A 24,419-nucleotide genomic window follows, 5' to 3' on the forward strand; every position below is an offset into this window, starting at 1 on the left:
GTCACTTCTCCGTAAGGAGGAAGTCCCCGAGTTCGCGATTGACGCGCTCGGGGGCTTCCTGATGCGCGTAATGACCGACTCCGGCAATGGTGCGCAGTTTCTCGCCGGGAGCCCAGTGCTTGTCGCGACGCACAGTACGGGTGAGCACGTACGGGTCGAGTTCGCCGTGAATCTGGACGATCGGAATGCGAAGAACCTGATCCATCAAGCGCATGAAACGTCGGCCCTCGGGGCGGAGCTGGCTGCGGAAGGCCCAACGCTGGTACTCCAAGGTGGAATGCGCGACGCCCGGGATCCGGATCGCGGACCGCATCTTGCTCATGACGTCTGCGAATTCGGGTTGCTGCGGCCAGGTGGGGCCCGACCGCGAGCGAACCAGACGCTCCACTTCGGCGCCGTTGTCGGCCGTCAACCGACGTTCCGGGCGTAGCGGTACCTGATAGGCCAGGAACGAGGGCAAAAGCGCGCGGCGCTGATAGGGGTCGCGGACGACTGCTTTCTTGAGCGCCATCGGGTGTGGAGACGAGATCAGCGCGATCGACCGCACCAGGCGTGGATGCAGGAGCGCGGTCGCCCAGCACACCAACCCTCCGTCGGCATGACCGATCAGCGTGGCCTTGCCGTAACCCATCGCACGAATGAGGCCGGCTACGTCACCGGCGAGCGTCCAACCGTCGTAGCCGCGAGGGGGCTTGTCGGAATCGCCGTACCCACGAAGATCCATGGCGACGACGCGGAATCCCTGCTCCGACAGTGCCGTCAACTGATGGCGCCAGGACCACCAGAAATCGGCGAATCCGTGCAACAGGACCACCAACGGAGCATCCGGCTCCGCGTCGCCTACCTCGACGACGTGAAACCGGATGCCGTTGGCGTGAATGTCCCGGTGAATCCAGGGGCCGTCGAACCTGACGGTAGATGGATCTGGGGCTGCCACTTTCGATCAGACTCGCTACCGGCGCGCGTTGAAATCGACCGACGGCTTTGCGTCGTCATGGCTGCCGGGGATGACGTTCTTGGCCTGCTTGAGCGATTCGATCGTCTTCTCCGGAGCCCTCAGCTTGCGCACGCGCAGATAACCGAGCAGCGCCAGAATCGCGGTGGTCACCACCATGATCAGGAAGACGATGAGGAACGCCAGCCAGCGCGGCACCCAGGTGTCGAGCATCTCGGCCAGGAAGAAAAAGAAGAAGAACGAGCTGAACAGCAGAACCGTGAAGGCCAGGATGAAGAAGACGCTGCCCTGCAGACCCTTCTTGACCTCGCCCGTCACCTCGGCCTTGGCAAGTTCGACCTCGGCGCGCACGAGGGTGGAGACCTGTGCGGTCGCGTCCTTGACGAGGGCCCCGATGGTGGCCTCGCCCGGCGTGCGGGCGTCCACATCGGTGAGAGGGATGGAAGAGACCGTGTTCGGTACTCCATCTCCGGTGAAGCGCTGGCTCTCTCCGTTGGTCAAGCTCACTTGTCGACCTCTCCAGGTAGTTCTCTCGCGTCCGTGGCAATGGCGGAAGCGTCGTCTCGAGCCGCATGAACTCGTCCACGTCGCCACAGCAGCGCTGATCCGATCAGCGATGCCACCAACGATGTCACGAGAACTGCGGCCTTCGCTATCTCGGCCTCGCTGCCATCGCCGACCCCGTCCAATGCGAGGTCTGCTACAAGCAGGCTAACGGTGAACCCGATGCCACCGAGAACTGAGAGGGCAAACATGTCTCTCAATTCCAGTGTCTTGGGTTTGGTTGCTATCCCCAATTTGATCGCGAGCAGGGAAATTCCGAAGATTCCGACGGTTTTGCCGACCAGAAGGCCGACGACAACCGATTGCCCGACGGGGTCGGTGAAAATGTCGCCGAGCACCGCCGCGTTGATCGGAACACCGGAGGCGAACAGTGCGAAGACGGGGACACAGAAGCCTGCAGAGTAGGGCTGAATACGGTGCTCGAGACGGCTACCGGGCGCGTACTCCTCGTCCGGATCGCGCCTCACCCGGGTGAGTAAGCCGAGCGCGACGCCCGCGAGTGTGGCGTGTATCCCCGCTTCGTGCATCGCGTACCAGGTCAGTAGTGCCAGCGGGACGTAGAGGAACGGCGTCGTGATGCGTTTGTGTTGGGCGTAGGCGTAGGCAGCCAGGGCTGCGGCCGCGGTCAGCAGCCACAACATCGCGAGGGAACCGGTGAACAGTACGGCGATGAGGATGATCGCGAGCAGATCGTCGACGACGGCCAGGCTGAGCAGGAAAACTCGGGCGCTCGCCGGGATCTTCGAGCCGGTCAGCGCGAGCACGCCGAGGGCAAAAGCGATGTCCGTCGCGACGGGAATGGCCCAGCCCTTGTCCATGCCGGGCGTGCCGAAACCGATGGACGCCGCGATGATCGCGGGAACCAGGACGCCGCCGCACGCCGCGATGATCGGGAGCATCGCGGCTTTGCGGTCCGCGAGTTCGCCGACCACCAGTTCACGTTTGAGTTCGAGGCCGGCGACGAAGAAGAAGACGGCAAGCAGTCCGTCCTGCGCCCACGTGCCCAAGCTGAGGTCGAGATGGAGTGCGGACGGACCGATCTGGAAGTCACGTAGTGCGATGTAGCTCTCACCGAAAGGCGAGTTCACCCAGATCAGAGCGAGGGCGGCAGCGATCAGGAGGATCGATCCGCCCACCGTTTCGGTGCGGAGGTAGCGGGACAGTTCGGAACGCAGGGTGGAGATCACGCGTGGGGACGACCTTTGTTCGTGCAACCGAATTCGGATGCAACAGACATGAACGTGATCGACGTTGTGACGCATCGAATGCACGTGCCGACCAGACTTCCCGGCTCACCTTTACGGAATTTTATCGCGGATTGCCCGCTGAGCCGAATTCGCGAACCGAATTTGCGTCGGAAAACCCCGCGGGTGTTCAATTCCTACTGATTGGGACACTGTCCCACCAATTGGGCATCTTTCGTATAACGGCGCAGGAGCATGTTTTGAGCACGTCAGTCAGTGAGAATCCACCCAAGCCGGAGGGCGGCGACGCAGATACCGTCGCCGGAGTGCCGCGCAGCCGAATCGTGGTCGCCAGCATGGTGGGTACATCCATCGAGTTCTACGACTTCTACATCTATGCAACAGCGGCAGTATCGGTGTTCCCGCACCTGTTCTTCCCGAAGGGCAACGACACCACCGCGCTTCTCGCGTCGTTGGCGACGTTCGGACTCGCGTTCGTCGCCCGTCCCCTCGGTTCGATTCTCTTCGGGCACTTCGGTGACCGCGTCGGACGCAAGGCAACTCTGGTCGGCTCGTTGCTGACGATGGGCATAGCGACCTTCCTCATCGGACTACTGCCGACCTATCACCAGATCGGACTGCTGGCCCCGGCGTTGTTGGCGCTCATGCGTTTCTGCCAGGGTCTCGGGCTCGGCGGCGAATGGTCGGGTGCGGCGCTGCTCGCGACCGAGACAGCCAAGGAAGGCAAGCGGGCCTGGGCGGCGATGTGGCCGCAACTCGGTGCGCCCATCGGCTTCTTCATGGCCAACGGACTGTTCCTGATCATCACGTTGTTCATGAACCACGACAATTCCAGCCCGGACCTCGAGGGTGCCTTCCTGAGCTGGGGGTGGCGAATTCCGTTCCTGCTCAGCGCAATCATGGTGATGATCGGCCTGTACGTCCGGCTCAAGCTCGAGGAAACCCCGGTGTTCGCGCGTGCAGTCGAGCGCGGCGAGAAGGTCAAGACTCCGGTCGCCGAGGTATTCAAGACCAGCTGGCGTCAGCTGATCATCGGTACGTTCGTGATGCTCGCGACGTACACGCTGTTCTACATCATGACCACCTGGGTTCTCAGCCACGGAACCGGCAAGACGCCGGCCGACGGTGGAACCGGTGCGGGCTTCAAGTACACCGATTTCCTTGTCCTGCAGTTGATCGCAGTCGTGTTCTTCGCTGCCGCCGTGCCGGTCTCGGGTTGGCTCGCCGACCGTTACGGGCGTCGTATCACCTTGCTGATCATCACCGGTCTGATCATGGTGTTCGGCTTGACCTTCGGTGTCTTCCTCGAACCGGACGGAATGAACGACGGTCGCATGTTGGCGTTCCTCATCGTGGGCATGCTGCTCATGGGCCTGACCTTCGGCCCGATGAGTGCCGTTCTCCCGGAACTCTTCCCGACCAACGTCCGCTACACGGGCTCGGGAATCGCGTACAACACGGCCAGTATTCTGGGCGCAGCGGTGGCGCCGTTCATCGCCGTCTACCTCGCGAAGAACTACGGCGTCGGTTGGGTCGGCATCTATCTTCTCGTAGCGGCGACGCTGACTTTTGTCGCGCTGCTGGTCATGCGTGAGACGAAGGGTGAGTCGCTCGACGATGTAGGGGCATAACCCTGCTGTGCGCCTTTATTAACCCCCGGCGGTTAATAAAGGCGCACAGCAGTTGTCAGGGAAGCTGAGCAGGCAGGACATGCTCACCGGTCTTGTCGGTGCTCAAGGCCAAGGAACTGATGTACTGCTTCTCGCCGTTCGGACCGGGCACGTTCGACGCGAGCATGTCGGGACGCTCGAATTCGATTCCGCTGACGCAGCACAGAAGCGTTTCACCGGAGGGGTTCCCGTACTCGTCGAACATCGGCAGATCGATGCCGTCGTCGGTGCGGCGTAGGTAGTACTTTCCCTTGGTGGCGACGGCCAGGATCGGCGGCATCACCAGTGCGATGACGATTGCGACGATCGGGGAGAACGGCTTGATCGCCGAACCGAAAGCACCGAAGAACACCAGGATCGAAATGCCCGCGGCCAGCAGCATCGACACGAAGCCGACGGGGTTGACGTCGTAGAGCATCCCGCGTCGGAACTCGGGGACTTTCGGGGAGAGCTTCAACCAGTACTTGTTGATCGCGATGTCCGAGGCGACGACCACGACCCAGGCGATACCGCAGTTGGCGTAGAACCCGAGGATCGTGTTGAGGAAGTCGAACATGTTGGCTTCCATCAAGATCAGTGCGATCGCCAGGTTGACCAGAACGAAGACCATGCGTCCGGGGTAGGTCTTGGTGACGCGGGTGTACGAGTTGGTCCAGGCCAGTGAGCCGGAGTACGCGTTGGTGACGTTGATCTTGATCTGGCTGATGACCACGAGGATCACGGCTAGCGTCATGGCCAGCCAGTGAGGCATCATGTCCTGGTAGATCTCGAGGAACTGGTGCACGGGCTGGTTGGCGATCGAGGATCCGTCGACGACGTTCGCGATGATGTACACGGCGAGGAACAGTCCGACGATCTGCTTGAACGCGCCGAAGATCACCCAGCCGGGGCCGGCGAGAATTACTGCAGCCCACCAACGGCGGGTGTTTTCCGGCGTCTTGGGCGGCATGAAGCGTAGGTAGTCGATCTGCTCGGCGATCTGTGCGATCAGCGACAAGCAGACACCCGCGGCCAGCATCACCGATCCGAAGTTGACGCCCTTGCCGTTTGCGCCGTCCTCACCGCCGAAGGCGAAGAACGCGCTCACCGAATCAGGGTGCTTGAACAGCAGATACAGGAACGGCAGCACCATCATGACGAGCCACAGAGGCGTCGTCCACACTTGGAGCTTTGCCAGAGCCTTCATTCCGTAGATGACCAGTGGAATGACCATCAGGGTCGAGACCGCGTAGCCGATCGAGAGTGGGATCCCGAGCCCCAGTTTCAAACCCTGGGCCATGATGGAACCTTCGAGCGCGAAGAAGATGAAGGTGAACGTCGCGAAGATGACGTTGGTGACCACCGAGCCGTAGTAGCCGAAACCGCTTCCACGAGTGATCAAATCGAGGTCGATATTGTATCGCGCGGCATAGTAGGCGAGTGGGAAGCCGGTCGCCATGATGACGACGGCAAACACGGCGATGCCCAGCAATGCGTTACCGGTGCCGTACGAGATGCCGATGTTGGCGCCGATCGAGAAGTCTGCGAGATACGCGATTCCGCCGAGCGCGGAGGTCGCGACGACGCCGGTTCCCCATTTGCGGTAGCTGCGTGGCGCAAATCGGAGGGTGTAGTCCTCCAGAGTCTCCTTCAGTGCGGCATTCTCACCGAGATCTGCCCTGTCCGGTGCGCCGGCGGACACCTGCTCGTTCACTGCTGTCATGACGTCACTTCCCCTGGGTGCCTGTGCATGTGCACTTTGTGGTGCAGGCACCCAACCTAGGGAGGTGGCGTTACGCGGACATGTTTGAAATGTGTCGCCCACGTTGCGGATTCGATCCGCAACGTGAGCGAGCACTCATGGGACTTTCTTTACCTGTATCTGATCACCAACTGCCCGCGCCTGCAAGGCGAGTGGCTGCGTCCCGACCGGCCGAAGGTCGAGAACGGCGGCGGCCACCGGGTCGGCCAAGACGTTCCGGATGGTCCGGCGCAGGCCACGTGCTCCGTACACCGGGTCGAACCCGCGCCGTTGCAACAGGGCGACGGCGCTGTCCTCCACCTCGACGTCGATGCCTCTCCTGGCCAACCGAGTCGTGATCAGTTCGATCTCGAGACGGGTCACTTGTTCCGCGGTCTGTTCGTCGAACTCGTCGAGGATCACGGTTTCGTCGATGCGGTTGAAGAATTCGGGGTCGAAGAACTTCTCCAACGCGCGTTGCACCAGATGATGACCATGGCGCGGTCGATCGATTCGGACGCGATCGGCTAGCTGCCGCAGGTGGGATCGCCGATGTTCTGCCACCGCAGCAGAGCCGAGATTCGAGGTCAGGAACACGTAGCTGTTGCGGAACGAGATCTTCTGCTGACCGTTCGCCAACCGGAGTTCGCCGTTGTCGAGGACCTGCAGGAGCGCACGCAGCACGGTGGGGTCGGCCTTCTCCACTTCGTCGAACAGGACGATTCCGGGGGTGTACGGATCGCCCTCGACGGTGTTCTTGTCGAACAGCGTGAAGGACTCCTTGCTACCGGCATATCCAGGTGGAGCCCCGGAGAATGACGCCGCATAATGCTCTTGCGCAAGAGCATTCATGTCGATGCGGCACAGATCATCGGGTCCTGACCGTAGTTCTGCGGCCACGCGCCGCACCAATTCCGTCTTGCCGACGCCGGTCGGGCCAACGAGAAGGATGTTTGCGAGCGGACGCGTCGGATCCGTGGCACCGACATGCGCGATCGAAATCGCACGAACCACTGCGTCGACGGCGGCCTGTTGTCCGACGATCTTGGAACTCAGGGCTTTCGAGAGCTTGCGAGCGTCGAAGGCCCCGACCGGTACGGGTTCGGTTCGTTCCTCGGCCGGCGGTGGTGCTGCTGCTGCACTGTTCCGGTCATGGAGCATGTCGGTGATATAAGGCACAGTGAGATCCTTACGCTTCGATTGTCTTCTCGACCGGCAGGTTTCCGACGCGACAATCCGCTACACCCACTGTGTCTCGGGTGATGGCCTCGACGCGTTCCTGAGCCTTCTGGGCGTCGGTGACCCACAGCTTGTAGAACTCGAACGGGCAGTCCGCGACGCCCTTGTCTCCGTCACCTGCTGCGTGGACACCGGAGTAGCCGCGATGGAGGAGTTTGAAGATGTGGTTCTGGGACTGGTCGTTCTCGCGTGCGTCGCGAATGGCTGAGACGGAAAGCTGCGCGTACTGGATTCCGTATTCTTCTTCGCCGGTTTCACCCAGCGTCCGGCCGTCGAATCCGATGATCGCGGAGTGTCCGAAGTAGGAGTAGACGCCGTCGAATCCGGCCGCATTGGCAACTGCCACATAACAATTGTTGGCCCAGGCCATTGCCTTGGACATCATCACCTGCTGGTCCTTGGCGGGGTACATGTATCCCTGGCAACGGACGATCAGTTCTGCACCCTTCATCGCGCAGTCGCGCCAGATCTCCGGGTAGTTGCCGTCGTCGCAGATGATGAGCGAGATCTTCAGCCCCTTCGGGCCTTCGGTGACATACGTCGTGTCTCCCGGGTACCACCCTTCGATGGGGCACCAGGGCAGGATCTTTCGGTACCTCTGAACGATCTCGCCCTTGTTGTCGATGAGGATCAACGTGTTGTACGGGGGCTTGTTCGGGTGGTCTTCGTGCTGTTCGCCGGTGATGGAGAAGATTCCCCACGTGTCGGCTTCGCGGCACGCTGCGGAGAAGATCGCGGTCTCGTCGCCCGGGATGGTGGCTGCTGTCGCGTACATCTCCTCCTCGTTGTACATGATTCCCTGCGTGGAGTATTCGGGGAAGACCACCAGATCCATTCCGGGGAGGCCGGTCTTCATGCCGATCATCATGTCGGCGATCTTGCGCGCGTTCTCGAGGACGCCGGCGCGATCGTGCAGGCGGGGCATCTTGTAGTTGACCACTGCTACGCCGACCGTGTCGTTGCTCGAGGAGATGTCACCGTGTCGCATTGTCTTTCACTCCTTGGTTGTGTCGATCAGTTGAAGACTGGACGGGATTGGGGTACTGCGGTTTTGGGTGCAGCGAGGATCTTGGCCAGGCCCAGGAGAACCAGAAGCGCTCCGGCCCAACCGGCCGCGACGGCGGGTGTGGTGTGGAAGTTGTCGGTCAGGATCAGAAATGCGGGGACCGTGCACGTGGGCTGGCTCAGAAGGACCGCTGCCCAGCCGGTGAAGCGACTGAGATTCTCGCGGCCGAGCCCGAGTACCAGGAAGAACAGCGTCCACAGCGCTGCCCATGCGAGCCAGATGACCCCGAAGACGGGGTCGTTGCTCACTGTGAAAGAGAGGAAGGAGTACACGAGCGCGGCGCACGCGACGAACAGCGAGAACCACCCGATTCCTTCCGGCTCGAAGCCGGCGAGATTGCTGATGCCCACATAGAGATAGGTGAATCCGAACAGATAGAGCCCTGAGGCCGCCAGGACGGCACTCGAATCTCCCTGAGCCTGAATCAACATGACGGTGGGGACGACGCATTGAAGTGCGCCGACGAAGAGGTTGAGGACCGAGGCGGATCGAACGGGAACTGTGCCGAGCAGCATCAGTCCGTTGACGAAGAGGACGGCTCCCACGTAAAGCAAACCAACACTGCCCATCGGGCACCTCCGGTTACTTCGGGACGGTTACTTCGGGACGGGTTACTTTCAAATGAAATGATTCCAAATGAAACTAAGTGATGCGCGCCACAGAAGTCAAGAGGGAGATCTCAGGGAAAATCTCAGAGCGTTGCGATGATCGAGAAGTCGAGTCCGTCGGCGACGGCGAGCTGAATCTTCTGCCGTGCAACACGATCACGAAACTCGACGGTTCCGCGAGGCCCGTCGTACGCGGCACCCTCGACGACGGCGTCCAGGTCACGCGGATGTGTGCTGTCGGCGCGCCGCACCAGGGCCGAAAGGGTATGTATCCCTTCGTAACACGACTCGGCAGCGTTGTTCAGTGCCGGAGCGTGCGCGCCGTGCAGTGCGATGTAGCGCCCGAGCAGGTCCATGGAGTTACCGTCGACCATCGAGCGGAAGTACGCCGCCGAGGCAAACAGGTTCCGGGTTGCGCGGGGGCCGCTTGCGAGCAGCATGTTTTCTTCCATCAACGGGCTGAACCGGATCATCGACTCGTCGAGGCCTCGGCGGGCGAAGGCTCGGTTGAAGTCGACGGCGTCCTGCCCGACGAGGAGCATGATCACGCCGTCGCAACCGGAGTTCGAGACGGTCTCGACCAACTGCTTCATGTTTCCGCGCCCGAGGTCGACAAACGAACCGCCGACCAGGCTGAGATCGAGTTCGGTGGCGAATTGCCTCACGGCTCCGAGAGAGCTGTGCGGCCAGATGTAGTCGTCCCCGACGACAAACCACTTACGCGCTCCGACGTTGTCGCGCAGCCACTTCAGCGCCGGCGCGATCTGCTGACGTGGTGTCTCACCCGAGCAGTAGATGCCGGGCCTGACCTCGCCGCCCTCGTAGAGCGAGGTGTACGAGTACGGAATACGGCCTGCGACCACCGGTGCGAGTGCGTGGCGGACCGAGGAGATGTGCCAACCGCTGACGGCGTCGATGTCGCCGGCGTCGAGTAGTTGTTGCGCGCGGGCTGCGACGGCACTCGGCGTCGCGCCGCCGTCGATCACTTCGATCTGGACTTCGCGTCCCAGCACGCCACCGGAGTTGTTGAGGTCGCGGGCGGCCAACTCGCTGATTGCTTCGCAGGAGGGGCCGAACAGTCCGGCCGGCCCCTGAAGGGGAACCACCATGCCCAGGCGCCACACCGCGCTGCGCGCGCGTTCGAGCGCGCCGGTAGTGCTCATGCGTCGCCGCCGGAATCGGGAGTCAGCGGCCTGGCCTGGGTTACTATCATTTCATTTGAAAGTATTGCCCGAGAAGTGTGAACTGCGCAACAGCGGGGGAGCGATCAGTGGGAAAAAGTGACTCCGAAATTCTTGATGCGTCGCTGACGACTGCGCTGGTCCGAGCAGCTCGAATGGCCGCGGCAGCGGCGGAGAAGGCGCTGGCGGCAGAGAATCTCACTCTCGATCACTGGATGACGCTCGAAGCCCTGGCGTCGACCGAGGGGCTGACGATGGCTCAGTTGCGCGATCGAACGGGAACACCGGCTCCGACGCTGACGCGAGTTGCGGACAAGTTGGTCTCGCTCGCGCTCATCTACCGCGAAGTCGGGGAGGACGATCGCCGGAAGGTACGCGTGTTTCTCTCCTCGCGCGGAAAGTCCTTGCACAAGAGGGTTGCCGCAGACATCCGCGTAGCCGAGGAGTCCTGGCTGACGTCGAAAGAGGAAGTGAAGTTGCGAGAGGGGCTTCGCCCCTGTGTGCCTTTCCGGTAGTGGGGACTACCAAAAAGGCGCACAGGGGCCGAAGGCCCTACTTGCCGCGGATGGCGTCGAATACCTTGGGGTCGACCAGGGTCGAGGTGTCTCCGAGGTCGCGGCCTTCGGCGACGTCGCGCAGGAGGCGGCGCATGATCTTGCCGGACCGGGTCTTCGGCAGTTCCGGCACGATCGTGATCTGACGCGGTTTGGCGATGGGGCTGATGTCGGTGGAGACCTGAGCCTTGAGTTCGGCGATGAGGACGTCGCCGGTGTTCTCGACGCCTTCACGCAGGATGACGAACGCGACGATGCCCTGTCCGGTGGTCTCGTCGGCGGCACCGACGACGGCGGCTTCGGCGACTCCGTGATGGTTCACCAGTGCTGATTCCACTTCGGAGGTGGAGATGCGGTGACCGGAGACGTTCATGACGTCGTCGACGCGGCCGAGGACCCAGAGTGCGCCGTCGTCGTCGTACTTGGCGCCGTCACCGGCGAAGTACCAGCCTTCTTCGGCGTAGCGGGACCAGTAGGTGTCGCGGTAGCGGTCCATGTCGCCCCAGATGCCGCGGAGCATCGCCGGCCACGGCTCGTCGAGGACGAGGTAGCCGTTGCCGCCGGGGCCGAGGGGCTTGGCGTCGTCGTCGACGATCTTCGCGGAGATACCGGGCAGTGGGGCCATCGCGGATCCGGGTTTGGTGGCGGTGATACCGGGGAGTGGGGAGATCATGATCGCGCCGGTCTCGGTCTGCCACCAGGTGTCGACGATGGGGGCTTTGTTGCCGCCGATGACCTCTCGGAACCAGCGCCACGCTTCGGGGTTGATGGGCTCGCCCACAGATCCGAGGAGGCGGATCGAGGACAGGTCGTGGGCGTCGGGGATCTCGCGGCCCCACTTCATGAACGTCCGCACGAGGGTGGGGGCGGTGTAGTAGATGGAGACGCCGTACTTCTCGATGATGTCGAAGTGGCGGTGCTCGTTCGGGGAGTTGGGGGTGCCTTCGTAGACGACCTGGGTGACGCCGTTCGAGAGGGGTCCGTAGACGATGTAGGAGTGTCCGGTGACCCAGCCGATGTCGGCGGTGCACCAGTAGACGTCTTGTCCCGCTTTGTGATCGAAGACGTTGTGGTGGGTGTACGAGGCCTGGGTGAGGTAGCCGCCGGAGGTGTGGATGATGCCCTTGGGCTTTCCGGTGGTGCCGGAGGTGTAGAGAATGAACAGGGGATGTTCGGCGTCGAAGGCCTGCGCCTCGTGCTCGGGTGAAGCCTGTGCGACGGTTTCGTGCCACCACAGGTCGCGGCCGTCGGTCCAGTCGACGTCGATGCCGGTCCGGTTGACCACCAACACGTTCTGGACGGATTCGGCGCCGGCGACGGATTCGTCGACCGCTGTTTTGATGGGTGCTGCGGCGCCGCGTCGCCACTGGCCGTCGACGGTGACGACGAGTTTGGCTTGGGCGTCGTCGATGCGCGAGCGTAGGGCGGTGGCGGAGAATCCGGCGAAGACGACGGAGTGGGTCAGGCCGAGGCGGGCGCAGGCGAGCATGGTGACGATCGCTTCGGGGATCATCGGCATGTAGATCGCGACGCGATCACCGGCGACGAGGCCGAGGTCGGTGAAAGTATTTGCGGCGCGGCTGACTTCGGCGAGGAGGTCGTTGTAGGTCAGGTCGCGGGAATCGCCTGGTTCGCCTTCGAAGTGGATGGCGATGCGGTCGCCGTTGCCGGCGAGGACGTGGCGGTCGACGCAGTTGTAGGCGACGTTGAGTTTTCCGCCGACGAACCACTTGGCGACGGGGGCGTCGGTCCAGTCGAGGACGTCGGTCCATTTCTCGTGCCAGTGAAGGCGCTCAGCCTGATTCGCCCAGAAAGCGAGGCGGTCGGTATCTGCGGCAGCCTGCAACTCCGGTCCCGCGTTGGCGGCCGCAGCGAACTCTGCGCTCGGCGGATATGCCTGGGGGACGTCTGTTTCGGCTGCGCTTGTCATGGCTGACGGCCTTCTTTCCACTTTGATCGACACTTTTCTGACTCCGTGTGAGGGTAGTCACAAGCTCGCGTAAACGCACCGTTGCATCACGTTGCAACCCGTTGTCCTGCGACGATCGGTCGAATTGATGCGACGGGTGGTCGCTTCCGCCGACGAGTGAATGGGCGCGGACAGATTTCCCTCGGAATTGCGGACAATGGGTGCGATGCGCGCCCCGCGTCGGATGTGTCTATTGTCAAACCATTATTCGACCACAACTCGAAGTCACGTTCACTTTCAGTTGTAGGCGACACGACGCCGGCAGTTACGGCTGTCGGCAGGCCGCGAGCATGCTCGGGGTCACTTAGATGTGGAAGGAATTCCTTTGCGTATCTCACGCATAGCGACCGGCGCGGTCGCGCTCGGAATGACGGCAGTGCTGATCACGGCATGTTCGTCCGGCGATTCGTCGGGCGGATCGTCCAGCGGTGTCGTCAACGCCTGGGCGGGCGAGCCCCAGAACCCGTTGATTCCCACGAACACGAGTGAGAACCAGGGCGGCCGCGTCCTCGACTCCCTGTTCGCCGGTCTCGTTTCGTACACCGCCGACGGTGGCACGGAGAACGAGGTTGCCGAGTCCATCGAGAGCACCGACGGTCAGAACTTCACCGTCAAGCTCAAGGACGGTTGGACCTTCACGGACGGCACCCCCGTCACCGCGAAGTCGTTCGTCGACGCGTGGAACTTCGGAGCCCTCTCCACCAACGCCCAGATCCAGGCATCGTTCTTCGATCCGATCAAGGGCTACGACGAAGTTGCCGCCGAGGTTCCGACGGCTCAGACGATGTCGGGTCTGAAGGTTGTGGACGACTCCACCTTCACCATCGAACTCAAGCAGCCCGAGTCGGCGTTCCCCGATCGCCTCGGTTTCACGGCGTACTACCCGCTGCCCGAGGTCGCGTTCAAGGACATGACCGCATTCGGCGAGAACCCGGTCGGCAACGGCCCGTACAAGCTCGACGGCGCCGGCGCGTGGCAGCACAACGTCCGCATCGACACGGTCGTGAACCCGGACTACAACGGCAACCGCAAGCCGAAGAACGCCGGCGTCGACTTCATCATGTACAACAGCCTCGACACGGCGTACACGGATCTCCTCGCCAACAACGTCGACGTTCTCGACCAGGTCCCGCCGAGCGCGGTCACGACCTTCGAGTCGGATCTTGCCGGTCGCACGGTCAACCAGCCGTCGGCAACCATCGAGACGTTCACGATCCCGGGGCGCCTGGCGCACTTCAGTGGTGAAGAGGGCATGCTCCGCCGTCAGGCGATCTCGATGGCGATCAACCGCGATCAGATCACGCAGCAGATCTTCAACAAGACCAGGACGCCTGCACTCGACTTCACCAGCCCCGCAATCGAGGGTTGGAACGACTCGCTGACCGGTAACGGCAACCTGAAGTTCGACCCCGAGGCAGCCAAGGCCGCTTGGGCCAAGGCCGACGCCATCGCTCCGTGGTCCGGCAGCTTCGAGATCGGATACAACTCCGACGGCGGACACCAGGAATGGGTCGACGCCACGGCGAACAGCATCCGCAACACGCTCGGCATCGACGCAAAGGGCAAGCAGTACGCCACCTTTGCGCAGATCCGCACCGAAGCCACCGACCGCACCATCCAGAGCGCGTTCCGCTCCGGCTGGCAGGGTGACTACCCGCAGCAGTACGGCTTCCTGGCGCAGAACTACCAGACCGGCGGCAGCTCCAACGACGGTGAGTACTCCAACCCCGAGTTCGACCGCCTCCTGCGCGAATCGGCCGGCCAGACGGACAAGGCGAAGGCTCAGGAACTGCTCGATCAGGCTCAGGAAGTGCTGCTCAAGGACCTGCCTGCAATTCCGACGTGGTACCGCAACGCAGCCAGTGGATGGTCGGAGAACGTTTCCAACGTGACCATCAGCTGGAACGGCATTCCGGTCTACGAAGACATCGAAAAGAACTGACGCGTAGAACGATCCGCATCTGAAACGTGAGTTCGGGGCGGCAGGCGCCCTGCCTGCCGTCCCGAACTCGTGTTCACACCGGACTGTCCGCTGACGTACACGATCATCGACAAGGAGGTGATCCGATGCTCTGGTACATCGGTCGCCGAGTGCTTCAAATGATCCCGGTCTTTCTCGGGGCCACTCTTCTGATCTACGCCATGGTCTTCCTGCTTCCCGGTGATCCGATTGCCGCGTTGGCGGGCGACAAGGCGCTCAGTCCGGCTGTGGCAGCACAGCTTCGGGAGCGCTACCACCTCGATCTCCCCTTCTATCAGCAGTACCTGCTGTACCTGAAGGGCATCTTCACGCTGGACTTCGGCACGTCGTTCTCCGGACGACCTGTCAGTGAAGTTCTGGCACAGGCATTTCCGATCACGATGAAACTTGCCTTCATGGCACTGATCGTCGAGACCGTCTTCGGTGTCGGCTTCGGCCTCATCGCAGGCCTGCGTAAGGGCGGATTCTTCGACAGCACCGTCCTGCTGTTCAGCCTCGTTCTCATCGCCATCCCGATCTTCGTGATCGGCTTCCTGGCTCAGTTCTTCATCGGCGTCAAATGGGGCATCGTCCCGCCGACGGTCGGTGGCAACACCAGCTTCAAGAATCTCCTGCTCCCCGCCCTGGTTCTGGGTTCGGTCTCGTTCGCCTACGTCCTGCGACTGACCCGAACGTCCGTGGCGGAGAACCTGAGTGCCGACTACGTGCGCACTGCCACCGCCAAGGGACTTTCCCGTGGACGAGTGGTTCGCGTGCACGTGTTGCGCAACTCGCTGATCCCCGTGGTCACGTTCCTGGGCGCCGACCTCGCAACGTTGATGGGCGGCGCCATCGTCACCGAGGGCATCTTCAACATCAACGGCGTCGGCGGCACGATCTACCAGGCCGTGACCAGAGGTGAAGCGCCGACGGTGGTTTCGTTCGTCACCATTCTCATCGTGATCTACCTGATCGCAAATCTGCTCGTCGACCTCTTGTACGCCGCGCTCGATCCGAGGATCCGCTATGTCTGAGACCGTGAAGACCGGACGCGCCGTCCGGCAAAGTCATTTCGTGGCACCGCCCGAAGTTGCGGCACCGGGGGAGACGGACGCCGTCAAACTCGATCAGGCGCCGACGAGCATGTGGACCGACGCGTGGCGCGACCTACGCAAGCGCCCCCTGTTCATCATCTCGACGATCATCATCCTCGCGGTCATCGTCATCGCAGCGTTTCCGAGCTTGTTCACGAGCACCGATCCGCGGTTCTGCGACCTGACCTACAGCATGCAGGGGCCGACCTCAGGGCACTGGTTCGGTTTCGACCGCCAGGGCTGTGACGTGTACTCGCGCACCATCTACGGTGCTCGCGCATCCGTACTCGTGGGCGTCGGTGTCACTGCGTCGGTGCTGGTGATCGGCGTGATCTTCGGTGCGCTGTCCGGTTTCTACGGCGGATGGACCGATTCGATCCTCTCCCGTGTCGCCGACATCTTCTTCGGCATCCCGCTGATCCTGGCTGCCATCGTCCTGATGCAGCTGTTCACCGATCGCACCATCTGGACCGTCGTCGGTGTGCTGGCGCTCTTCGGCTGGCCGCAGATGGCAAGAATCGCTCGAGGCGCGGTGATCTCGGCGAAGAACAACGATTACGTCATGGCCTCGGAAGCGTTGGGTGTCTCGAAGCTCAAGACACTGATCCGCCACGTCATCCCGAACTCGTTGGCGCCCATCATCGTGGTCGCCACCATCTCGCTCGGTACGTACATCGTTGCCGAGGCGACGCTGTCCTTCCTCGGTATCGGTCTTCCGTCCACCGAGGTTTCGTGGGGCGGCGACATCAGCAACGCTCAGGTGACGCTGCGTCAGGGTTCGACCATTCTGTTCTACCCGGCAACGGCTTTGGCGATCACCGTTCTCGGATTCATCATGATGGGTGACGCTCTGCGCGACGCCCTCGATCCCAAGTCGCGGAAGCGGTGAGCACGATGACCACCAAGGAAACTCTCACCTCGGAGGAAACTCCGTTGCTCGAGATTCGTGATCTCGAGGTGTCTTTCCAGTCCAATTCCGGTCCGGTTCCGGCAGTTCGAGGCGTCAGCCTGACCGTCTACCCGGGTCAGACGGTCGCGATCGTCGGCGAATCGGGTTCGGGTAAGTCCACCACCGCCCACTCGATCATCAATCTGCTTCCCGGCACCGGCAAGGTGACGGCAGGCGAGATCATCTTCGACGGCAAGGACATCTCGAAGATCTCGGAGAAGGACTTCGTCCACATCCGGGGAAGCCAGATCGGTTTGGTTCCGCAGGACCCGATGTCGAATCTGAATCCCGTGTGGAAAGTGGGCTTCCAGATCGAGGAAGCACTGGCCGCCAACGGGATCGCCAAGGGCAAGGCAGCCAAGGTTCGGGCCGCCGAACTGCTCGAGGAGGCAGGACTCGCCGAAGCCGAGAGCCGGTTGGGGCAGTACCCGCACGAGTTCTCGGGCGGTATGCGTCAGCGCGCACTCATCGCGATCGGGTTGTCCGCTCGTCCGAAACTCCTGATCGCGGACGAGCCGACGTCGGCGCTCGACGTCACCGTCCAGCGTCAGATCCTCGACCACCTCGACGGTCTGACTACGGAACTCGGCACCGCCGTTCTGCTCATCACTCACGATCTTGGCCTGGCCGCCGAGCGCGCCGAGCATCTGATCGTGATGAGCAAGGGTCGTATCGTCGAATCCGGTCCGGCACTGGAGATTCTGAAGCGCCCGCAGCATCCGTACACGCAGAAGCTGGTCGCGGCTGCGCCGTCGTTGGCGTCGAAGCGGCTCAGCTCGTCGGTGGCGCGCGCCGAGATTCGCGAACAGGCGGAAGAGGTCGCCGAAGCGGTCAAGGCCGAGGAAAGTGCGGCAGAGTCGTTCGGCAAGGTGACCGACGACGTTCTTGTCGTCGATCATCTGACCAAGGTGTTCAAGCTGCGCAAGGGTTTCCGCAAGACCACCGACTTCACAGCCGTGAACGACGTGTCCTTCAAGGTCCGCCGCGGAACCACGACTGCAATCGTCGGCGAATCGGGTTCCGGTAAGTCGACGGTCGCACAGATGGTCCTCGGTCTGCTCGAGCCCACTGCAGGCAACGTGGTCTTCGACGGTCAGGACGTGTCGAAACTCGGTGCGAAGGAAACATTTGCGTTCCGTCGTCGAGTGCAGCCGATCTTCCAGAACCCTTACGGCACGCTCGACCCGATGTACTCGATCTACCGCACGATCGAAGAGCCGCTGCGTACCCACAAGGTCGGGACCAAAGCCGAACGGGAGGCTCGCGTCCGCGAACTTCTCGACAAGGTCGGTCTGCCCCAGTCGGTCATGCGACGGTTCCCGAACGAGCTCTCCGGCGGACAGCGTCAGCGCGTCGCAATTGCGCGAGCGTTGGCACTGCAACCGGAGGTCGTGATCTGCGACGAGGCGGTCTCCGCTCTCGACGTGCTCGTGCAGGATCAGATCTTGACCCTGCTCAACGACCTGCAGGCAGAGTTCGGGTTGACGTACCTCTTCATCACGCACGACCTGGCCGTGGTTCGTCAGATCGCGGACAACGTGTTGGTGATGTCGCGTGGCTCGATCGTCGAATCGGCACCGATCGACGACGTGTTCGGTAATCCGCAACAGGACTACACCCGCAAGTTGCTCGACGCGATTCCCGGTGGGTCCATCAAGCTGGGAAGCTGACGCAACAGGTAGGTAGGCAAGTCCGCAGAGGGGCTGCAAGGGTACCGTCGTTGATCGTGACGGACCCCTTGCAGCCCCTCGTCGATCTTCCAGGCGTACGCGCCGCCGCCGATCATGCGCGCGATGCTCTGGGTGAGGTTCATCGGCACAAGACCAACCGTCGCGGTTGGCCCACCACTGCCGCCGAAGCCGCGGTTCGTGCCGCGCGCGCTTCCGCATCGCTCGCCGGTGGCACCACCGAATTGCCGACCGAGGGCATGGCCGGTGATCCGATTCTCGCGGGTGCTCTGCGCGTGGCTCAGGCTCTCGACGGCGACAGCCTTCCGCTCATGGAGTCGACGTGGAAGCGCGCCCCACTTCAGGCTCTGGCCCGGCTGCACCTGTTGGCCGCGGCGGATCTCGTCGAGGACGCAGATCAACTGGGGCGGCCACGGTCGGATCGCGGAGTGGGGGAGCGGTTGGACGCTCTCGCCCAACTCGTTACAGGCGGAACCAGTGCACCGGCACCTGTTCTGGCGGCCGTCGTACACGGAGAACTCTTGGCGCTGAGCCCGTTCGGCACCGCTGACGGCATCGTCGCCCGCGCGGCCTCGCGTCTGGTTGCGGTCTCGTCGGGACTGGATCCGCACAATCTCGGGGTCCCCGAGGTCAGTTGGCTTCGGCGGCCACAGGCGTACACGGACGGCGCGGCAGGATTCGCTTCGGGAAATCCGGCGGGCGTCGGCAGCTGGGTGATTCTGTGCTGTGGTGCTCTCGAAGCCGGTGCGCGAGAGGCGACTTCGATTGCCGACGCCGCTACCGGATAGTCCGGCAAATTGCGCCTGTCGGAACATAACGAACGGGCGGCGCTGCCGATAAATCGACTTCGCCGCCCGTCAGCACGGACTACTCGTTACCAAGCGTGCTCGGTGGGTTGTGTGGGTGGCCTCGGCGAGGGATCGCGCTTTCTGAGGTCGTCCCCGCAACCTGTGCGGGGTCCTCGCTCAAATTGAACGAATCTCGCAGGCCCACAACGCTTCTGCCCTTATAGTGGCTTGTGCTCCGCGTGGGTGCCCTAGTGCCCGTGCTAGGAATTTCGGTTGGGGAAACGGTCCTTCTCTTCCGAGCCGTTCCTGGCCTTCCGTTCTTCCGTAACTCCTTTGTACCCTGTGTCCGGGCTCACAGCAAGTACCAATTTTTGTTTGTGGGCCTTGGATTTCAGCGTTTCCGGCGCAGTAGCCCGAAGGTCATGGCGCCGGCCACCAGAGCTGCGATTCCCACCGCAGCGGTAGTGGCCACCGTGGTCGTGGACTGGGCCGACAATCGGGCACGAAGTGAGACCGGATTCGAGAAAGTCAGTATGGGCCAACCGTTTACGGCTGCTTCCTTGCGCAACGCTCGATCGGGGTTGACTGCGGTCGGATGTCCGACAGCCTCGAGCATGGGTAAATCCGTCACCGAGTCGGAGTAGGCGTAACTGGCGGCGAGGTCGTAACCGTACTCCGCGGCGAGTTTTTCCATGGCTTCGACCTTGCCGGGGCCGTAGCAGTAGAAGTCCACCTCGCCGGTGTAGTGGCCGTCTTCCTCCCTCATCGACGTCGCGACGGAATGGGTGGCGCCGAGGGCGCGGGCGATCGGTGCGACGATCTCTTCACCCGAAGCAGACACGACGATGACGTCGTGTCCACGCAGCTTGTGATCTGCGATCAGATCGGCCGCCTCGGCGAAGACGAGTGGATCGACGATGTCGTGCAGAGTCTCCGCGACGACGGCCTTCACCTGTTCCACGTCCCAGCCCGCACACATCGCCGTCAGATGCTCGCGCATGCGCTCCATCTGATCGTGATCGGCGCCGGACAGTAGAAACAGGAATTGCGCATAGCTGCTCTTGAGAACCGAGCGTCGATTGATCAGACCCTGTGCGAAGAATGGCTTGCTGAACGCCAGGGTGCTCGACTTCGCGATGATCGTTTTGTCCAAATCGAAGAAAGCGGCTGTCCGCCCGGTATTCAGTCCGTTCGCAGGCTTGTCGGTCACAGGATTGAGGATAGTCCGACAGGCGGTTCGTGTGCTCTTCGGCAAGCGTCCTCTTTCGGCGAAAAACAGCAGTTCAGTGCAGCTCAGGCTTGCATTTCTCGCCGATGGCGGGTGTAAGATCGTTGCTGTTCGATTCGTTCGAACTAGTTCAGCCCGACCCCCCGGGGCTGAACTCAGACGGCCCCCGCCTCCTCCCCCCATTGGCGGGGGTCGTCCTCTGTCTCAGGCCTGTTTCTCCCCAACCTCCCAGTTGTCCACAGGGTTGTTCGGCCCACTGTTTTCGGTGCCGGTGCTCGTTCAGGCTCTGCAGTCATGAACACGACGATCAGCTCTCAGGAAACCGGGGCTCCCATTCTGGTTCTCGTCGACGACGCGAAAATCCTCGCGAGCGTGCGACGCGTCGCTGCCGCGGTGGACCGCCGGCTGGACGAGGCCGAACATCCCGTGTCCCGGCAACAGTGGAACCGGGCCTCGGCGGTGGTACTGGACGCGTCGGCGGCGCGAGATGCTCTGGCTCGTTCCCCCAAGCGAACGCGAGTGTTCCTCGTATGCGACGGCACACCGACCGTCGACGATTGGAAGAGCGCCACCGCGATCGGAGCCGACAGCGTTCTGTCCTTGCCCGAGGAAGAGAACGCGCTGGTCGCAGTTCTGGCCGATCACGTAGACGTCAGTGGTGACGGCACCGTCGTGAGCGTGGTGGGTGGTTGTGGCGGCGGCGGAGCCTCGGCAACTGCTGCGGCTGTCGCGTTGACGTCGGCGGCACGTCACGTCCCGACGCTGTTGGTGGACGTCGACGCACTCGGTTCCGGCGCCGACGTGCTGTTGGGTATCGAGACTGCTCCCGGATTACGTTGGGGTGCACTGACCGTCGAGGGCGGGCGGTTGTCCCCGGATGCGCTGCGCGATGCACTGCCGGCGAAGGGAAAGTTTCTGAGGGTTCTGGCGAGCAGTCGCCGGGAGATCGACGGTCCGACAGTGACCGCCGTTCGCGCCGTGCTGGACGCAGGTCGCAGTTCCGGCGGACTCGTGGTCTGCGACGTGCCACGTCATCCCAGCGAGGTAGGTCAGGCCGTGTTGGAGATGTCGGATTCGGTGCTCGTGGTGGTTCCGGCCACCGTGGCCGCATGCGTCGCGGCCGAGAAGGTCGGAGCCTGGGTGGTGCGACACAACTCCAACGTCGGTCTCGTCGTGCGTGGGCCGGCACCGGGAGGCCTACGCGGCGCCGATGTGGCAGACATGCTCGGCCTGCCCCTGACGGCCGTGATGCGCGGCCACCGATCGCTGGCGCCGATGCTCGAGCGTGGTGGCCTCGAATTGACCCGCGGTTGTCCGTTGAGTGTGGCGGCAACAGCGGTACTCGACGCCGTCGAATCCGGCGCACGCCCGCGCAGGGCTGCCGCATGAGTGCGTTGGTCACGGCCGAACTGCTCGACCGAGTTCGCGAGCGATTGACGGCGTCGTCGGTCGGCGAGCCGACGGCGGCCACCGTTGCCGATGCCGTGCGAGCTGAGTCCTCGGGCGTTCTGGCGGACACGGATCTGTTGGAGGTCGTCAGGGTGCTCCAGACGGAACTGACAGGCGCGGGGCCGCTCGAACCTCTACTGCACGAACCCGGGGTCGCCGATGTACTGGTGACCGCGCCGGATCAGGTCTGGGTGGACCGCGGGGTCGGCCTCGAAAGGTCGGGGGTCCGGTTCACCGACGAGGCAGCCGTGCGTCGACTGGCGCAGCGGTTGGCACTGTCGGCAGGTCGACGCCTCGACGACGCCCAACCGTGGGTCGACGGCCGCCTGCGGGGCGTCGGCGACGGGCACTTCGGGGTACGACTTCATGCCGTACTCGCACCCGTGGCCCAGGGTGGAACCTGCGTGTCACTGCGAGTGTTGCGGCCCGCGACCCAGGGTCTCGACGCGCTGTCCGCCCACGGCGCCGTGGAACCGGACGCGCGCGAACTCCTCAATCGCATCATTTCTTGTCGCTTGGCTTTTCTGGTGATCGGCGGAACTGGCGCGGGAAAGACCACGTTGTTGTCCGCGATGCTCGGTGCCGTCGACCCGCGCGAGCGAATCGTCTGCGTCGAGGACGCGGCCGAACTGGCGCCGCCGCATCCGCACGTCGTCCGCCTCGTCGCCAGAGCTCCCAACGTCGAGGGAGTCGGAGAGGTGACGGTGCGCGATCTGGTTCGGCAGGCACTACGAATGCGTCCCGATCGCATCGTCGTCGGTGAGGTCCGCGGCGCAGAGGTGACGGATCTGCTCACGGCGATGAACACCGGCCACGACGGCGGCGCCGGCACCGTTCACGCCAATTCGCCAGAAGAGGTGCCGGCCAGACTCGAGGCGTTGGCGGCGCTCGGCGGGATGGATCGCCACGCGTTGCACAGTCAACTTGCCGCGGCAGTTCAAGTGATCCTGCACGTGCACAGATTGGCTGACGGATCGAGGCGTCTCGAACAGATCGGTGTCATCGACCGCGGTGCGGACGGGTATGTACGAATCATGCAGGCGTGGCCGGACGGCGGTTCGGGTCGTGAGCGGCTCGAGCGGATGTTCCGGCTTCGCAATCGGGAGGTCGGGACGTGACGGTTTCCCTCTTGGCCTTCGCGTTGGCGGTCTCGATTGCGCCGGTGCGGGATTCACGTGCTCGGCTCGCTACCTACACCCCGAGTGTCCGCAAGCCCTCCCAGCAGATTCCGTGGCAGTTCGTCGCCGCATTTCTCGCGATTTCGGCCGCGTGGATCCTCGGAGGTCTTCCGGCAGGGTGCGCGGCTGTCGTCCTCGCCGGGACCCTGATCCTCCGTGGCCGACGCGCGAATGCAGCCGAAACCCGGGACCTCTCACAGAAGATGCTGCTCTCCGGTCTGGAGGTGCTGATCGCCGAGCTGAGCGTCGGCGCGCATCCTGCAGCGGCCAGTTCTGTTGCAGGCGAGGAATGTACCGGAGAAGTGAGTGCCGTATTCCGGTCCGCTGGGGCCAGGGCGCGTCTCGGTGGTTCTGCCGCAGCGGCCTTCGCGGTACCGGATTCGTGCATCGAGCGTGAGTTCTCCCGCATCGGATCCGTCTGGCGGGTCGCAGACCAACACGGGCTGGCGCTGGCGGAACTACTCGGCGCCGTCCGGACGGACATGTTGGGACGTAGACGCTTTCGTCAGCGTACCGAGGCCGGGTTGGCGGGCGCTCGGGCGACCGCGGCGGTGTTGGCCTTTCTCCCGCTGTTGGGGATCGGTCTCGGGCAATTGATGGGTGCGTCGCCGCTGCGCGTGCTGTTCGGAGGTGGGCTCGGCGGCGTGCTCCTGGTGATCGGAACCGCTTGTGTCTCAGCTGGTCTGCTCTGGACCGACCGGATAACTGCGAAGGTCACGTCGTGAGTTGGGCATCCGTGGCGATGATGGCGTTGGCGTTCGCGATCATTCCCGCTCGTCGCGGTGCTTCGGCCAGGGCGGCAGAAATTCTCTTCGCGGACACAACAACAGAAGATTCGGTTCCAGTCCCGGACAAGCCGGATCCACTCGCAGTTGCCGCAAGTCTCGACCTTCTCGGGGCCTGCCTACGAGCGGGGCTTCCCGTCTCCGCCGCGATCACAGCGATGGCGTCGACGGCACCGAAACCGATGGCCGACTCGCTTCGTCGCGTCGCCGACCTTCTGGCGCTCGGTGCCGATCCCGACGCCGCGTGGGGCGAAGCCGCTCTCGATCCCGATACCGAGGCGCTCGCCAGAATGGCTCGGCGTTCCGCCCGTTCGGGTTCGTCGCTGTCCTCATCCATGGCCGAACTCGCCGAGCGCAGTCGAGGTGACGCCGAGGATCTTGCTGCTGCTGCAGCCGAACGCGCGGGAGTGCTGATCAGCGGTCCACTCGGGCTGTGTTTCCTGCCGGCGTTCATCGCCTTGGGCATCGTCCCGGTGGTGATCGGGCTTGCCACGACTGTGCTCGGTAACGGCCTGCTGTGAGCCGGATCCGAGTGAAAGCTCCTGCGGCAGAAGTGCTGCCACAGGTTT

21 protein-coding genes are annotated in these 24,419 nt (G+C 63.1%); 11 read left to right on the forward strand and 10 right to left on the reverse strand.

Annotated elements, in window-relative coordinates:
- Nucleotide 1: 1 nt before the first annotated feature.
- From QM609_RS06950 to nhaA, 3 genes are read right to left on the reverse strand one after another with little or no spacing between them, the layout of a single operon-like run.
- Entirely contained in the window at nt 2-937 is a 936-nt protein-coding gene (locus tag QM609_RS06950; protein ID WP_007732412.1) for an alpha/beta fold hydrolase, read from the reverse strand.
- A 15-nt stretch (nt 938-952) separates the two neighbouring features.
- Nucleotides 953-1,462: a phage holin family protein gene (locus QM609_RS06955; protein ID WP_007732413.1), complete on the reverse strand. Its 510-nt coding sequence runs from the start codon at nt 1,460-1,462 to the stop codon at nt 953-955.
- Nucleotides 1,459-2,790 carry a Na+/H+ antiporter NhaA gene (gene nhaA, locus QM609_RS06960; RefSeq protein ID WP_371683642.1) on the reverse strand — a complete coding sequence of 444 codons (1,332 nt, stop codon included), beginning with the start codon at nt 2,788-2,790 and terminating at the stop codon, nt 1,459-1,461. Before nhaA ends, QM609_RS06955 begins: the two co-directional genes overlap by 4 nt.
- Nucleotides 2,791-2,963: 173 nt before the next feature.
- Between nhaA and QM609_RS06965 the strand changes: the two genes are divergently transcribed.
- Nucleotides 2,964-4,355, forward strand: coding sequence for an MFS transporter (locus QM609_RS06965; protein ID WP_003946096.1), 1,392 nt, complete (start codon nt 2,964-2,966; stop codon nt 4,353-4,355).
- A 55-nt stretch (nt 4,356-4,410) separates the two neighbouring features.
- On the opposite strand, the gene QM609_RS06970 is transcribed toward QM609_RS06965, so the two are convergent.
- The 5 genes from QM609_RS06970 to QM609_RS06990 all read right to left on the reverse strand — a co-directional run bounded on the left by QM609_RS06970 (nt 4,411) and on the right by QM609_RS06990 (nt 10,190).
- Nucleotides 4,411-6,096, reverse strand: coding sequence for a purine-cytosine permease family protein (locus tag QM609_RS06970; RefSeq protein WP_047270014.1), 1,686 nt, complete (start codon nt 6,094-6,096; stop codon nt 4,411-4,413).
- A 135-nt stretch (nt 6,097-6,231) separates the two neighbouring features.
- Entirely contained in the window at nt 6,232-7,293 is a 1,062-nt protein-coding gene (locus tag QM609_RS06975) for an AAA family ATPase (protein WP_050655296.1), read from the reverse strand.
- Nucleotides 7,294-7,303: 10 nt separating this feature from the next.
- A complete protein-coding gene (locus QM609_RS06980; RefSeq protein WP_003946093.1) occupies nt 7,304-8,341 on the reverse strand; it encodes an aliphatic amidase in 1,038 nt (345 codons plus the stop codon).
- A 26-nt stretch (nt 8,342-8,367) separates the two neighbouring features.
- The gene (locus QM609_RS06985) at nt 8,368-8,988 is read right to left on the reverse strand and encodes an AmiS/UreI family transporter (protein WP_003946099.1); all 621 of its coding nucleotides are present in this window, start codon (nt 8,986-8,988) and stop codon (nt 8,368-8,370) included.
- Between the two features lie 122 nt (nt 8,989-9,110).
- A complete protein-coding gene (locus tag QM609_RS06990; RefSeq protein WP_050655295.1) occupies nt 9,111-10,190 on the reverse strand; it encodes a substrate-binding domain-containing protein in 1,080 nt (359 codons plus the stop codon).
- A gap of 107 nt (nt 10,191-10,297) precedes the next feature.
- On the opposite strand from QM609_RS06990, the gene QM609_RS06995 reads away from it, so the two are divergent.
- Nucleotides 10,298-10,723 (forward strand): MarR family transcriptional regulator, encoded by a 426-nt coding sequence (locus QM609_RS06995; RefSeq protein ID WP_050655294.1) that lies wholly within the window; start codon nt 10,298-10,300, stop codon nt 10,721-10,723.
- Nucleotides 10,724-10,760: 37 nt separating this feature from the next.
- On the opposite strand, the gene acs is transcribed toward QM609_RS06995, so the two are convergent.
- On the reverse strand, nt 10,761-12,692 hold the full coding sequence (gene acs, locus QM609_RS07000; RefSeq protein WP_050655293.1) for an acetate--CoA ligase: 1,932 nt from the start codon (nt 12,690-12,692) through the stop codon (nt 10,761-10,763).
- 364 nt (nt 12,693-13,056) lie between these two features.
- On the opposite strand from acs, the gene QM609_RS07005 reads away from it, so the two are divergent.
- The 5 genes from QM609_RS07005 (at nt 13,057) to QM609_RS07025 (ending at nt 19,210) form a co-directional block, all read left to right on the forward strand.
- The gene (locus QM609_RS07005; protein ID WP_037132624.1) at nt 13,057-14,673 is read left to right on the forward strand and encodes a peptide ABC transporter substrate-binding protein; all 1,617 of its coding nucleotides are present in this window, start codon (nt 13,057-13,059) and stop codon (nt 14,671-14,673) included.
- A gap of 125 nt (nt 14,674-14,798) precedes the next feature.
- Entirely contained in the window at nt 14,799-15,725 is a 927-nt protein-coding gene (locus QM609_RS07010) for an ABC transporter permease (protein WP_003946101.1), read from the forward strand.
- Complete coding sequence (locus QM609_RS07015; RefSeq protein ID WP_019746638.1) at nt 15,718-16,674, forward strand: ABC transporter permease; 957 nt, start codon at nt 15,718-15,720, stop codon at nt 16,672-16,674. Before QM609_RS07010 ends, QM609_RS07015 begins: the two co-directional genes overlap by 8 nt.
- Before the next feature lie 5 nt (nt 16,675-16,679).
- Nucleotides 16,680-18,404 (forward strand): dipeptide ABC transporter ATP-binding protein, encoded by a 1,725-nt coding sequence (locus QM609_RS07020; RefSeq protein ID WP_283337189.1) that lies wholly within the window; start codon nt 16,680-16,682, stop codon nt 18,402-18,404.
- A 56-nt stretch (nt 18,405-18,460) separates the two neighbouring features.
- Entirely contained in the window at nt 18,461-19,210 is a 750-nt protein-coding gene (locus QM609_RS07025; RefSeq protein WP_003946100.1) for a Fic family protein, read from the forward strand.
- 391 nt (nt 19,211-19,601) lie between these two features.
- On the opposite strand, the gene QM609_RS07030 is transcribed toward QM609_RS07025, so the two are convergent.
- The gene (locus QM609_RS07030; protein ID WP_003946123.1) at nt 19,602-20,420 is read right to left on the reverse strand and encodes an HAD-IB family hydrolase; all 819 of its coding nucleotides are present in this window, start codon (nt 20,418-20,420) and stop codon (nt 19,602-19,604) included.
- Between the two features lie 312 nt (nt 20,421-20,732).
- Between QM609_RS07030 and ssd the strand changes: the two genes are divergently transcribed.
- Genes ssd through QM609_RS07050 form a run of 4 tightly spaced genes read left to right on the forward strand, consistent with a single transcriptional unit; the run spans nt 20,733 to nt 24,371 of the window.
- Entirely contained in the window at nt 20,733-21,827 is a 1,095-nt protein-coding gene (gene ssd / locus QM609_RS07035; protein ID WP_003946126.1) for a septum site-determining protein Ssd, read from the forward strand.
- Nucleotides 21,824-23,005, forward strand: a complete 1,182-nt coding sequence (locus QM609_RS07040; protein WP_042446712.1) for a TadA family conjugal transfer-associated ATPase — start codon at nt 21,824-21,826, stop codon at nt 23,003-23,005. Before ssd ends, QM609_RS07040 begins: the two co-directional genes overlap by 4 nt.
- Nucleotides 23,002-23,790, forward strand: coding sequence for a type II secretion system F family protein (locus tag QM609_RS07045; RefSeq protein ID WP_050655292.1), 789 nt, complete (start codon nt 23,002-23,004; stop codon nt 23,788-23,790). The genes QM609_RS07040 and QM609_RS07045 overlap by 4 nt, the downstream gene beginning before the upstream one ends.
- Nucleotides 23,787-24,371, forward strand: coding sequence for a type II secretion system F family protein (locus QM609_RS07050; RefSeq protein ID WP_050655291.1), 585 nt, complete (start codon nt 23,787-23,789; stop codon nt 24,369-24,371). The genes QM609_RS07045 and QM609_RS07050 overlap by 4 nt, the downstream gene beginning before the upstream one ends.
- Nucleotides 24,372-24,419 lie beyond the last annotated feature (48 nt).

The sequence above is a fragment of the Rhodococcus sp. IEGM 1302 genome, assembly GCF_030056935.1.
In the GTDB taxonomy this organism is placed as follows: domain Bacteria; phylum Actinomycetota; class Actinomycetes; order Mycobacteriales; family Mycobacteriaceae; genus Rhodococcus_F; species Rhodococcus_F qingshengii.

What these genes read in the sequence shown, in the direction of transcription:
- QM609_RS06985 (WP_003946099.1), bottom strand. Translation starts at nt 8,988, where the DNA reads ATGGGCAGTGTTGGTTTGCTTTACGTGGGAGCCGTCCTCTTCGTCAAC.
- QM609_RS07015 (WP_019746638.1), top strand. Translation starts at nt 15,718, where the DNA reads ATGTCTGAGACCGTGAAGACCGGACGCGCCGTCCGGCAAAGTCATTTC.
- QM609_RS06990 (WP_050655295.1), bottom strand. Translation starts at nt 10,190, where the DNA reads ATGAGCACTACCGGCGCGCTCGAACGCGCGCGCAGCGCGGTGTGGCGC.
- QM609_RS06980 (WP_003946093.1), bottom strand. Translation starts at nt 8,341, where the DNA reads ATGCGACACGGTGACATCTCCTCGAGCAACGACACGGTCGGCGTAGCA.
- ssd (WP_003946126.1), top strand. Translation starts at nt 20,733, where the DNA reads ATGAACACGACGATCAGCTCTCAGGAAACCGGGGCTCCCATTCTGGTT.
- acs (WP_050655293.1), bottom strand. Translation starts at nt 12,692, where the DNA reads ATGACAAGCGCAGCCGAAACAGACGTCCCCCAGGCATATCCGCCGAGC.
- QM609_RS07010 (WP_003946101.1), top strand. Translation starts at nt 14,799, where the DNA reads ATGCTCTGGTACATCGGTCGCCGAGTGCTTCAAATGATCCCGGTCTTT.
- QM609_RS06970 (WP_047270014.1), bottom strand. Translation starts at nt 6,096, where the DNA reads ATGACAGCAGTGAACGAGCAGGTGTCCGCCGGCGCACCGGACAGGGCA.
- QM609_RS07020 (WP_283337189.1), top strand. Translation starts at nt 16,680, where the DNA reads ATGACCACCAAGGAAACTCTCACCTCGGAGGAAACTCCGTTGCTCGAG.
- QM609_RS07040 (WP_042446712.1), top strand. Translation starts at nt 21,824, where the DNA reads ATGAGTGCGTTGGTCACGGCCGAACTGCTCGACCGAGTTCGCGAGCGA.